This is a genomic window from Vibrio sp. 10N.261.51.C6 (genome assembly GCF_041471785.1).
GTDB classification, from domain to species: Bacteria; Pseudomonadota; Gammaproteobacteria; order Enterobacterales; family Vibrionaceae; genus Vibrio; species Vibrio crassostreae_C.
In genome coordinates this window covers 19,717-32,433 of sequence record NZ_JBFRPB010000059.1, presented here as the reverse complement: position 1 = coordinate 32,433, position 12,717 = coordinate 19,717, and the positions used below count along the sequence as shown (strand labels likewise).

Annotated in this window: 9 protein-coding genes, 1 pseudogene and 1 other annotated feature; of the genes and pseudogenes, 3 read left to right on the top strand and 7 right to left on the bottom strand. The window is 44.9% G+C overall.

Translation table 11 applies throughout. The annotated features are described in order from the left end of the window. Window positions 1-211: 211 nt before the first annotated feature. Genes thrC through thrA form a run of 3 tightly spaced genes read right to left on the bottom strand, consistent with a single transcriptional unit; the run spans window position 212 to window position 4,925 of the window. Window positions 212-1,495, bottom strand: coding sequence for a threonine synthase (thrC, locus tag AB4375_RS16200; RefSeq protein ID WP_102394353.1), 1,284 nt, complete (start codon window positions 1,493-1,495; stop codon window positions 212-214). Beyond that, entirely contained in the window at window positions 1,492-2,448 is a 957-nt protein-coding gene (thrB, locus tag AB4375_RS16195) for a homoserine kinase (protein ID WP_032545653.1), read from the bottom strand. Before thrB ends, thrC begins: the two co-directional genes overlap by 4 nt. Before the next feature lie 17 nt (window positions 2,449-2,465). Further along, window positions 2,466-4,925, bottom strand: coding sequence for a bifunctional aspartate kinase/homoserine dehydrogenase I (thrA, locus tag AB4375_RS16190; RefSeq protein ID WP_017059312.1), 2,460 nt, complete (start codon window positions 4,923-4,925; stop codon window positions 2,466-2,468). A 29-nt stretch (window positions 4,926-4,954) separates the two neighbouring features. Further along, window positions 4,955-5,073: a sequence feature (Thr leader region), on the bottom strand. Between the two features lie 317 nt (window positions 5,074-5,390). Here thrA and AB4375_RS16185 point away from each other — a divergent pair. Continuing rightward, window positions 5,391-5,849: a hypothetical protein gene (locus AB4375_RS16185; RefSeq protein ID WP_017070076.1), complete on the top strand. Its 459-nt coding sequence runs from the start codon at window positions 5,391-5,393 to the stop codon at window positions 5,847-5,849. 138 nt (window positions 5,850-5,987) lie between these two features. Here AB4375_RS16185 and AB4375_RS16180 read toward each other — a convergent pair whose 3' ends face one another. Then, a complete protein-coding gene (locus tag AB4375_RS16180) occupies window positions 5,988-6,473 on the bottom strand; it encodes a putative 4-hydroxy-4-methyl-2-oxoglutarate aldolase (RefSeq protein WP_017059310.1) in 486 nt (161 codons plus the stop codon). Window positions 6,474-6,520: 47 nt separating this feature from the next. Between AB4375_RS16180 and AB4375_RS16175 the strand changes: the two are divergent. Both AB4375_RS16175 and arcA read left to right on the top strand, forming a co-directional pair. Next, window positions 6,521-6,622, top strand: a pseudogene (locus tag AB4375_RS16175) (ribonuclease activity regulator protein RraA); the annotation flags it as partial. 429 nt (window positions 6,623-7,051) lie between these two features. Next, window positions 7,052-7,768, top strand: coding sequence for a two-component system response regulator ArcA (arcA, locus tag AB4375_RS16170; RefSeq protein WP_004741534.1), 717 nt, complete (start codon window positions 7,052-7,054; stop codon window positions 7,766-7,768). 136 nt (window positions 7,769-7,904) lie between these two features. Here the strand turns inward: arcA and AB4375_RS16165 are convergent, their stop codons facing one another. The 3 genes from AB4375_RS16165 to AB4375_RS16155 form a co-directional block, all read right to left on the bottom strand. Then, entirely contained in the window at window positions 7,905-8,348 is a 444-nt protein-coding gene (locus AB4375_RS16165; protein ID WP_017070077.1) for a hypothetical protein, read from the bottom strand. Window positions 8,349-8,355: 7 nt separating this feature from the next. Beyond that, window positions 8,356-10,725, bottom strand: a complete 2,370-nt coding sequence (gene arcB / locus AB4375_RS16160) for an aerobic respiration two-component sensor histidine kinase ArcB (RefSeq protein WP_017070078.1) — start codon at window positions 10,723-10,725, stop codon at window positions 8,356-8,358. Between the two features lie 174 nt (window positions 10,726-10,899). Continuing rightward, complete coding sequence (locus tag AB4375_RS16155) at window positions 10,900-12,651, bottom strand: diguanylate cyclase domain-containing protein (protein ID WP_017059307.1); 1,752 nt, start codon at window positions 12,649-12,651, stop codon at window positions 10,900-10,902. Between the last annotated feature and the right edge of the window lie 66 nt (window positions 12,652-12,717).

Genomic DNA, 12,717 nt, shown 5'->3' with positions numbered 1-12,717 from the left:
CTATCAGATTTCTGTTCGTCACAACCAAGTTTTGCCATTTGCTTCCTTCAGATTTCACCTCACGGTGAACACCCTTGCATAGGCTAACGGTTCTCGCTCGACTGAGCCCGTAGAGGACTTTCACCTCCTAGATCAACGCCATGCTCGGCGCACAATACAAAAACGGCGCTCATTGAGCGCCGTTTTTATTTGTTCGAAAAACAAATGGACGTTACGGTTGAACTCGACGAAGCACAGCTTTTAGCGCTTCAAAATCGTTATCAAGATCTTCAGACAACAATTCCATCGCCGCGTGTTTTGCTAGCGGGCCAGGCAGTTCGATATCAGAACCTAGGATGTCATCAACCACTTCTTTGAATTTCGCTGGGTGTGCTGTACACAGGAACAAGCCAGTTTCGTTCTCTTGCAGTTGCTCTTCCAGTAGACGGTAAGCAATCGCACCATGTGGTTCACATAGGTAACCTTGTGCTTTTAGGTCGCGAACTGACTCAGCGCTCTGCTCGTCAGATACTTTACCTTTGCCTAGTGTATCTAAGCCCCAACCCTTCAGTTGGCAAAGCTCTTCGATACGAGGCCAGTTGTTTGGTTGGCTTACGTCCATCGCGTTCGATGTTGTCGCAACAGTCGGTTTTGGATCCCATTGACCTGTTTCTAGGTAACGAGGAACAGTGTCATTTTCGTTAGTTGCTGCGATAAAACGCTTAACAGGTAGACCTAGCGCTTTAGCCAATAGACCAGCCGTTAGGTTACCAAAGTTACCACTTGGTACAGAGATAACGAGGTTTTCACGTTGCTCTTTAGTCAGCTGAGAAGCCGCCTCAAAGTAGTAACAGATCTGAGCCATTAAACGACTGATGTTGATCGAGTTTGCCGAATTAAGACCGATCTCTTTACGCAGTTCAGCGTCATCAAATGAGTCTTTAACTAGAGCCTGACACGCATCAAAGTCACCATCAATCGCCACAGTGTGGATGTTCTTGCCAAGCGTACAGAACAGCTTCTCTTGCAGTGGGCTGATCTTGCCTTTCGGGTAAAGAATCACAACATTGATGTTTTCCATGCCGTAGAAAGCATGCGCAACCGCCGCACCAGTATCACCTGATGTTGCCGTTAAGATAGTGATTTGACCACCATCAGAAACAGCTGCTAAAGATTGAGCCATAAAGCGGCCACCGAAATCTTTAAACGCCAGTGTTGGACCGTGGAAAAGCTCAAGCGCGTAAACGCCGTCTTTTACTTGGTTGATTGGTGCAGGGAATTGGAACGCTGCATCCACCATTTGGTCGATCTGTTCTTTTGGTAATTCATCACCAATCAATGCTGACAGAATCTTTGAGCTACGAGGGACAAAGTCCTCTGCTAGCAGCGCATCGATATCATCAAACTTTGGCAGTTCAGATGGGAAAAATAGACCTTGATTACGGCCTAAGCCTTGACGAACGGCTTGGCCAAAAGAGACTTGTTCATCATTTTCTTTGATGTTGTACAGTTTCATAACTCACTTCCTGTAACGATCGAACCCTGCTTATCTAGGCGACAAACGTGAACGAATCCTTCTTCATTTTGTACGTAATTTTGTTCTAACCAGCGTGCAACACGCTCGGCGACATCTTGTTCTTTGCAAATGCTAAATAGAGTTGGACCACTACCAGAAATACCAGTAGCCAGTGCCCCAGCTGACAGCGCGTATTTACGAGCATCAGCAAACCCTGGAAGCAGTTTCTCACGATATGGTTCAGCGATCACGTCTTTGATCATCTTCGCCGCCAGTTCAGGTTGACCTGAATGACACGCGTGGATAAAGCCCGCTAAGTGACGACCATGAGCAATAATATCCTGACGACGATATTGAGATGGTAGGATCTCTCTCGCTTCAGCCGTTGAAACCTTAATACCCGGATAAGCCATTACCCAGTACCAGTCGTCAAAACACGGTACTTCTTGGCTGATGATGCCTAGCTCTTCAAGCATGAGCTGCACACCACCAAGGTAACATGGCGCAACGTTATCGTAGTGGATACCACCTGAAATCTTGCCTTCCATTTCACCCATCAGAGCAAGCAGTTCAGTTTCATTCAGGGGCTGACCGTGAAAACGGTTTAGCGCATCCAGTGCCGCGACGATTGAACATGCACTAGAACCCAAACCTGAACCGATAGGCATGTTCTTTTCTAGTGTCATTTCTAAAGGCTTTAGCGTAACGCCTTTTTTATCAAGCTCTCTCGAGAACACCACCCAGCAGTCGTAAACGATGTTTTCTTTTGCTTCAGTTGGCAGCTTAGAAACAAAGCTGCCTGCAGTTTTAAGTGAGAATGGTTCATCACCGGCTTTAACCATAACTCGGTCACCTAGCAGCGTGCCATCCACTGGAGACACAGCGGCCCCCAGCACATCAAACCCTACACTGACATTACCGATTGATGCAGGAGCATAAACGACAACATCCATATCACTTGAACTCATTCTTAAACTCCTAATTTCCAACCAAGAGTACGCATCACATCAGAGAATACGCCAGCAGCTGTTACTTCAGTACCCGCGCCGTAGCCACGCAGTACTAGAGGGATTGGTTGGTAGTAACGGCTGTAGAATGCTAATGCGTTCTCGCCATCTTTAATCTTGAACATTGGGTCGTCGCCATCAACAGCAGCGATACGAACCTTACACTTACCTTCAGCGATTTCACCCACATAACGAAGTACTTTACCTTCTTCTGCTGCGATAGCTGACTGCTCTTTGAAGTAAGCATCCGCTTCTGGTAGGCGAGCCATGAACTCTTCAACCGTACCTGAATCATCAAAACCCGGTGGCAGAGCTTGGTCTACTTCAACATCTTCAAGTTCAAGCGCCATGCCTGCTTCACGAGCAAGAATAAGCAACTTACGCGCCACATCCATACCAGATAGATCATCTCGAGGATCCGGTTCAGTGAAGCCGTTATCTTTTGCAATATTGGTTGCCTGGCTCAGTGTCATACCTTCATCAAGCTTGCCGAAGATGTAAGACAGTGAACCTGAAAGAATGCCGTTGAACTTCTCAAGTTCATCACCTGCAGAGATAAGGTTCTGTAGGTTTTCGATGACCGGTAGACCTGCACCTACTGTTGTCTCGTACATCAGCTTACGACGTGAGTTGCGTGCAACTTCACGAAGCTGATGGTAGTAAGCCATGCTTGCTGTGTTTGCTTTCTTGTTTGGTGTTACTACGTGGAAACCAGCCGCTAGGAAATCAGCGTACTGCGCCGCAATACCTTCGCTAGACGTACAATCAACCAATACTGGGTTGATGATGTGGTTACGTTGAACCAAAGCCGCTAAACGCGCTAGGCTGAACTCTTCAGTCGCACTCGACATACGGTCACGCCACTGCTCTAACGGTAGACCATCGCTGTCTAGCAACAAACCTTTACTGTTTGCTAAACCACATACGCGAATCACGATGCCTTTTTCAGCCAGTTTGCCTTGCTGACGTTGGATCTGGTCAACAAGCTCGCCACCAACACCGCCGACACCCACAACGAATACATCTAGGAAGTGCTTAGAGTTAAATAGGTTCTCGTGACACGCTTTGATTGCTTCAGAGATTTTGTCTTCAGGGATAACCGCTGAAATAGCGCGCTCTGAAGAACCTTGAGCAATAGCAACAATGTTGACGTTCACTTCAGCTAAAGAAGAGAAGAACTGAGATGCTACGCCACGTGAAGTGCGCATACCGTCACCCACCAGCGTTACAATCGCAACGTCATCCATAAACTCAACCGGCTCTAACAGGCCATCTTTAAGTTCAAGTTCAAACGCGTCTGACAACACTTGTTTCGCTTTCACCTTATCAGCCGATTCAATACAGAAGCTGATGCTGTACTCAGAAGAAGATTGAGTAATAAGGACGATAGAAACGCCGGCAGAAGACATCGCGCCGAATACACGACTCGCCATACCAACCATGCCCTTCATACCTGGGCCTGATACGTTAACCATCGTTAGGTCACTTAGCGTAGTGATGCCTTTGATTGCTAGGTTATCTTCGCCAGTGTCTTGGCCGATCAAAGTACCTGCACCCTGTGGGTTGAAGCTGTTTTTGATTAGGCAAGGAATATGGAATTGCGCGATAGGAGCGATAGTCTTCGGATGTAGAACCGAAGCGCCGAAGTAAGAAAGCTCCATCGCTTCTTGATAGCTTAGCGATTTAAGAAGACGAGCATCATCCACTAAACGCGGGTCACAGTTGTAAACACCATCGACATCTGTCCAGATCTCACAACAATCAGCGCGTAGACATGCCGCTAGAACCGCCGCTGAGTAATCAGAGCCATTACGACCTAGTGTGACTAGCTCACCTTTTTCATTACCCGCAGTAAAGCCAGGCATGATGTTAACGTGACCTTTAGGAAGTGGAGATTGTTGGAAGTTCTGAGTAGAGACATCCACATCGACCATAGCTTCAAGGTGATCGCCTTTAGCGTATAGGTATTGGACAGGGTCAATCAGGCTTGCTGGTTGGCCTTTCGCTTCCAGTACCGCTTTCATTAACTGGATAGAGATTCGCTCACCTTTACTGATGATGCGAGCATTAACGTGGTTCGGGCACATACCAAGTAGGTTGATGCCATTCACGAACTGCTTTAGCTGAGCAAGAGAGGTATCCACCTGCTCTTGAAACGCGGCACCATCGATAGAAGGCACGACCGCTTTGATCTCTGCAAACAGTGTGTTAAATGAAGATTCGATCTCTGTAATCTGTGCGTCAGCTTCACCATTTTTCAGTGCAGCTTCAATAACAGCGACCAACTTATTGGTTGTTTTTCCTGGAGCCGATAGTACAACGGCTAGCTCTTCTTGCTGGGCATTATTAGCGATGATATCAGCCGCTCGTAAAAAACGATCTGCATCAGCTAATGATGAACCTCCAAACTTTAAAACGCGCATCCCTTTCTCCATAAGTCATAAAAATGGTACAAAAAAAGGCCTGTATCTTGTTGGATACAGGCCTTTTTTTTAAAATCCGTTACTTAGCAGCCTGCCCCAACAATGTTAATGTCGGTAATAATAATGGTTGTGGTCATTACTAGGTGGCTTACGTGCTGCATATCAAATTCTCTGCTTGTGCTTTACTCTACGTGTATCAATTTTTACCACTGGACGTCAATGAAAAGTTGCGTTTTTTTTACATTCGCACCGTTTTTCAGAGCAAACCGTCATTTAAGGGATAAAACACCCTGTATAAACCTTCACTTAAGATACTGGATTTACTCATTGAACAGGCAAGAGTGATCAATCGCATATATAGTCATAACAAAATGCTATATCGATTGTGCAGCGAACGTACAAGTTCTGTGCTTTAATTGAACGATAACGTTCGAAGAACAATAATAATGACATCAGGAGTGGGAAATGAAGAGATTACTTATTCTTTTGGCTTTTGCTATGCCTGTTGTTTGTTCAGCGAATAGCTTGCCTCTACTACCCAGCCAGATCGATAGTTCTTCTCATAAATTCTTTATCTCCACACAAAACGCGTCGAGTGAAAGCTTCGATACTTGGAAGATAGACAGTGGCTACTCTTATAGCTTGTTTTCAGATGTAGATCTTTACGTCGGTACACGTATCAATAGTGCGGCACTGAAACAGGAAAGTGGATTCTTGAGTGGTGTCAGTTATCAGTTCTCAGAAAGAGTCTCTTTTAACAGTTCTCTACACACCTATAAAGACGAGACCGAAGACAATGAGAAATCGGTAGCCGCAGAGGTTTCCAGCCGAGTGCAACTAACAGATAACCTAGATTTGCATGCCACCCTTGATTATGAAGAGTGGCAGCAAGGTGTTGAAGTGGGACTAGGGTTTCGCTTTTAGTCTCTTTAGCTTGTTCTTTATTAACAGATTAGTGCGGATTGAGATCCAAACTTTTAGTACATCACAAACCATTCCCCGTTTAGTACATCACAAACCATTCCCCGTTCTAATCTATCAACGGCATTCAATTTGAGTCAGTTACGATTCAATTAACAGCTCAGATGAAATTAACACGCCATTCCAATCGGCATAAATATAGTCACCAGGCTGAATCAGTTGATTATGTATAGAGAGTGTCACATTCACTTGGCCGACACCGCGTTTCTCTGTTTTGAATGGCGATGCACCTAACGCCTGAACGCCAAGGTCCATTTGCGACATCATGCCTACATCACGCACCGCACCGTTTACAATCACGCCTTCCCAACCGTTTTCTATCGCGAGAATAGCGAGTTGATCGCCAAGCAGCGCCTTCTGGCATGAGCCATTTCCGTCAACGACAAGCACTTTGCCACAGCCGTCGGTCTCTAAAACCTCGCGAACCTTGGAATTATCGTGATAACAACGAACTGTTACAATTTTTCCAAAGAACGCACCACGTTGGCCGAAGTTCTGCAATGGCATGTTCAGTAGGGTGACTTCGCTTTCAAACTCATCACACAAGTCGGGTGTTATATCGTGCATATATCCTCCGTGAGTAAGGCGTTACCGGTTATGTCAGGCTAGCCTCTATGCTTTTATATGTTATTAAAATTAATCCTTTGTTTTCATTGTTCTATGCTCAATTTATTACTCAATAAAAGTTGATTGAGCATATTTATCTACTAGACTCTTAAGACAGCTTTCAGCTTCCTTGGTTCATAATCCGGTCTTTAGCAGGCAAGATGTGCGAAGCATCTCGAATAATCATTCTTGTTTTGGTGCTAAATAGTCACCATAACATTGGTTAAGTTGTAGCCATACTATTAAAGTTTGTTGCGATACGGCAATTGATGTAAATCAACAAAGTGAATGGAATTAACATTCTCGCGTTGTTAGCATGCTGTTAACATTATAGAATCCACTCCAATCACTAAAAGAATGATTGAAAGGCGTACTGGATCTACGTTATTGGGCAATACTTCAAGGAAGGCAGATAGCTGGAAGTAAGTGTTTTTTTGAAAACTTTAAGTTATCATCAAAAATACATTACCTGTATGTTATGTTTTTGCCTAGAATTTATTCTATTAGCACAGTTTCGTCACAAATTTAGGTACCGCCAAATGCAAACCCCGCAGATTCTTATCGTTGAAGATGAGCAAGTAACTCGTAACACTCTAAAGAGTATTTTTGAAGCAGAGGGATATGCTGTTTTTGAGGCTAGCGACGGTGAAGAGATGCACCAAGTGCTATCTGACAACCAAGTTAACCTTGTAATTATGGACATCAACCTTCCAGGTAAGAATGGCCTACTACTTGCGCGTGAACTACGTGAGCAAGCAAACGTAGCGCTTATGTTCTTAACTGGTCGTGATAATGAAGTTGATAAGATCCTTGGCCTAGAGATCGGCGCTGATGACTACATCACTAAGCCTTTCAACCCTCGTGAACTGACTATCCGTGCACGCAACCTTCTGAACCGTTCAATGAGCACAAGCTCTGTTCAAGAAGAGAAGCGTAGCGTTGAGAAGTATGAGTTCAACGGTTGGGTACTAGATATCAACAGTCGTTCTCTGGTTAGCCCAGATGGCGAAGGCTACAAGCTACCTCGTTCAGAGTTCCGTGCTCTACTTCACTTCTGTGAGAACCCAGGTAAGATCCAAACACGTGCAGACCTTCTTAAGAAGATGACAGGCCGTGAGCTTAAGCCACACGATCGTACTGTAGACGTAACAATCCGTCGTATTCGTAAGCACTTTGAATCTGTTTCTGGTACGCCAGAAATCATTGCAACGATTCACGGTGAAGGCTACCGCTTTTGTGGTGACCTAGAAGACTAATTCGATTCGCGCTTCTGACCATTTAGCACTACTCACCAGTAAGTACTTTGAACATTAGAAGCGTCATCAATAGTTATTAAAAAGGGAGAATGCCAACGCATTCTCCCTTTTTTATTGTTCTTAATTGGATAAGGTTTTAGTAAACCGTATCCACCTTAACGTCTTTCTCTACTAGCCACTTCACGGTTTCGCCATCTTTAAGTTCCACCGCCACATCAACAGGCTTATCACTGTCGATTTCTAACTGCCATACAAACGCGACTTCCCATTGAGTTTCACTGTGTGTTCTTAAATCAAGATCGTCAGCCGTTACCAACAAGGTGTCTGCACCCTGTTTAACCGTAACACTCTCAACCGCAAGCGTTGCTGGCAGTTGTGAGTCTGACTCTAGGTAGATAGAACCATGCAGGGTCTTATCTTGAGTCTCGCCAATCGTTGGCATCTTGTTGTGCCAAAGGTTGCTTTTCATGGTAACTGTTGCTGCAGATACTTCGACTTGATTATCTTGCTGCCATTCTACTTGTGGCGTAGAACAACCCGCTAATGCCACTACACATGCGGCGAATGCTAATTTTTTCATTATTCTTCTACCTTTGATTTAACCAACTCTTTAAAACTTCAATGTCATTCTGGTATTCGTTATTTATCTCATCAACCCAATCTGAAATGTTCTCCCACCACGCAGGCAAATCTGGAGATTGAGCTTTCTGGGCAACTTGTTGGATGCGTTTCAGACCAATAGAACCTGCAGCACCTTTAATCTTATGTGCCTCAGAAACGATACTGGCTTTATCTTTCGCGACCATGTTGGAGTTCAATATTTCCAGATACTCCGGCATCATATCTTCGAACATCGCGATGCTATCCAAAACCGGTTTCGATCCAACAATATCAACATAAGACTCTAGCATATCAATATCAAGTAAAGTGGTATCAATTTCTGAAAGAAAAGGCTTACTCGCGTCGATTTTATCAATGCTCTCAACCTTATCGGTGCCCGCTACCTTCTCAATTACCTCTGGTGCATCTTCGATAAGTTCACTGATGACATCTTGGATAGCTCGAACCGACAAAGGTTTACTGATCGCTTCGTCCATGCCTTTCTGGAAGTACTCTTGCTTGTTGTTTAATACGTTCGCAGTTAACGCCACCAAAGGCGGTAGCTGGCTGTATTTCTCGCGGTAGTATTGAGCAATATCGAAACCCGTCATATCTGGCAGTTGGATATCCAACAACACCAAATCATAGTCTTCAGGATTGAAAGCAATTTGCGCCTCTTTACCCGTCATCACGACTGTCACTTCATGGCCAAGGCTTTCAAGTAGAGAGCGAGCCACTGTGATATTGAGTTCAATGTCTTCGACCATAAAGATCTTAAGATTCGACTGTTTTCTTGGCGTTTTGATCAGAGCCTGAGTATCGTGATTCACTGGAACTCGAATCGAAACCGTAAAGGTACTGCCAAAGCCCTCTTCACTGATGACTTCAATGTGGCCATCCATCATATTAATTAGCTGTTGAGAGACAGCGAGACCAATACCCGTGCCGACAGCGTGCAAGTTGTCCGTGCCCGATTTCACCTGATAGTACATCGCGAAGATCTTCTCGATTTCACTTTCAGGGATACCAATACCAGTATCTTCCACTTCCATCGTAATGTTGGCAAAGTCACCATCAATGTCGGCGCTGACTGTCATCACCACTCCACCATCTTTGGTGAACTTCATCGCGTTACTAACAAGGTTCCACAGTACCTGTCTAAGACGAGTACCATCCACCTCAACAGCAGCTGGAAGATCAGACAATCTTTCTAGATCGAACCTTAACCCTTTCTGCTCAGCCATCAACGCAGAGATACTTTCGATCTCGACAACGAAATCTTCAAAGTTAATAGGCGTAGGGAAGAGTTCAAGCTTACGGCGGTCGAACTTATCCATATCAATAATATCGTTGAAGATATTACCCAGTGTCACCGCGCTCACCTTGATGGTTTGCATCTGCTTGCGCTGTTCGGTGGTCAGTTGGCTATCAAGCAGCATGCGGCTCAAGCCAATGATGCCGTTGAGCGGCGTTCTTAACTCGTGGCTAATAGTTGAGATAAAGGTGGTCTTATCGCGGCTGGCTTTTTCTAACGACTCTTGATGCTCTTTACGTTCAGTAATATCGCGGCCAAAACCAACCAAGCCCAAGTGACGACCATCTTTGCTGTAGAAAGGCACTTTACGCAGTTCGAAGTAACTCTTGCGGCCATCTGGGTATTCAAGCCATTGGTCATAAGTCAGTGCTTGGTTGTCAGCAAATACTTTCTTATCGGTTTCAACAACTTGCTGAGCGACCTCTTTACTGTAAACATCCCAAGGAGTTAAACCAACTAGCTCTTTTTCTGTTTTACCAGTGAGCTCTTCAACCGCACGGTTACAACCAGAGAACACACCATCTTCATTACGGTAGTAAATAAGGTCAGGCGAGGCATCGATAAACGAGCGTAACAGTGCAGTACGTTCTGCGAGTTCAAGCTGAGTACGCTCGCGCTGGAACACCTCGTTTTCGAGATCTTGCATTGCTTCTGCGCGCGCTTCTTCCGCTTTTTCACGCTCTTCAATTTCTTGATTAAGCTTCTCGATATTGAGCTGCATTTTATTGTTGAGTTCTTGGTCTCGCTCACGCATGTCGCCAAGTTTAGAGACCAATTTCGCTAACCTTTGACGTGATTCTTCCAACTGGTCCACGACCACTGACAGAAAATAAACCGCCCAAGGCGTGATCACTAAACCGAAGAAAACTGAACGGACAATGTCGATGTCATCAACATTGCCTTTGAGTGCAAGGGTGATACCGACTTGCACAACAACAGCGAGGGCAACAAGCGCTAGGGCGAGTAAGATAGAAAAGCGGACAATCCCCAGTTTTACGAGTAGATCCACGTAATACTGGGCAAGATTTTTCATGGGTTTCATTTAGCGCTCCATGCGATAAGACTAGCAACATTCTACCCTGTTTGAAGATGGGAGGTAAGCTAGCTACATCACACGCAGCAAGTGTTCAGCGGTAATTTCGAAGGTTAATTAACCAATACAAATACTAACTAAGCAAAAATAGCCGGGGATAATCAAATTGCCAATTTTATAGCGTTAGCGAATTGAGTATGGATGCACCATTGAACGGTTGCGACCGTCTGATTTCGCTTGATACAACGCACTATCAGCCAAGGCAACAGCCGATTCCATTTCATCATCAGGTGTAGGAATGTAAGAGATAATACCAATACTCACCGTGATGAATTCAGAGACTGTCGACTTCTCATGCGCAAGTTCCAATTTTAGGACTTCATCATGAATACGCTGCGCCACCAGCTGAGCACCTTCGGTCGTTGTATTTGGCAGAATAAAGCCGAACTCTTCACCACCATAACGAGCCACACAATCAGATGAACGATTCAACACCTGCTTAAATGCCTGAGAAACCTGAATCAAAGCATCATCGCCTTGTTGGTGTCCGTAAAAGTCGTTGTAGCCTTTAAAGAAGTCGATATCACATAGCATGATCGTCAGTGGCAGCTTCTCACGCACATGATAATGCCACAGTGTAGAGAGCTGTTCATCGAAACGACGTCGGTTAGACACTTTAGTCAGGCTATCCATAAAGCTGAGGCGTTCAAGTTCAAGGTTGGCTTCTTCAAGCTTTTGTTCTGCTAGATAACGCTCTGTAATATCACGCGCCATGATCAACACACCATTAGTGCTCGATGCTGGATCTCTAAACGGTGATTTGACTACATCATACCAAGTAAATGTTCCATCACTTGAGACCACTTTGTCGATATAACGCAGTGATTTACTTTGATGAAGCACTTGATGATCGGTTTCTGATATTCGCGTATAGATGCTATGTGGCACCACATCTTGTAAACGTTTACCGATCAAGTCACTGACTTCAGAGATACCCAGCGCAGCCACAAATGGTTTATTACACGCTTGATAAACCATGTTTTCATTAAAGATACCAATCGAGTCTGGGCTGGCCTCCAGGAGGTTTTGCAAGATGGTGTCACGCTGCGCAAGTGCCACTTCGGTATCTTTTCGCTTCTCCATCTCGCCACGCAGTTTCTGCTGCATGTCATGCCAATCGGTCACATCATGACTAATAGAGAGCGTGCCGATGGTTTCTCCATCTTGGGAAAGCAGCACACTTTGGTAGGTTTCAAGCAAGCAGCTTTTTCCATCTTGATCTGTAGTCCAAGAGCGTTCACTTACACGACCTTTTAATACTCCACCAGAAACACTCAGGGTGCCCTCTTCAGCACGACCATGCCAAAACTTTTTAAACGAGCGATTACTCGTCACTAACTGACCTTTCTGATCTTTCACGTAGATCAGCTCAGACAAAGAATCCAAAGCGGTACGAGCGACATTCAGTTCTCGAACTTCTTGGGACAGTTCTTCGTTAGTGTTTTTATAAGGTGAGGCGTGAATCATCCAAGCCTGCTTATTTCTAAAATGGATCTTACGACCGATCAAGTTGATCTTGAACGACTCAAATTCAGAAAGCGCCCACAGGGAGACCTGCTCGAAGGCTCGAGAGTTGATGTGGTTGGTTAAGTAGTGACGAAAGCTGTTCTCGCTTTCCACAGTAGGAAAGCGAAAATTAACACCGATTTGGCGGATACCAAGCAACTGCATGGCTTGGCGATTGGCATAGAGTATTTCGCCACTTCGAACATCAACAAAGTAGAGTGGCGACGGGGTAGCAAGTAGAAGCGTTTCGATATGCGACTGATAACGAGAATAGAGATGCCAGCAGATGAGAGCAATCAGCAATACAACAACGATATAAATACCGTAGCCATACGCCCTGTCCCACAACCAAGTCATTACCAGTTCCATTTACTCTCAATCTATACCATAAAATCTGCTAGGGAAATGTTACCACTATTTATTGGTTTTATCTGC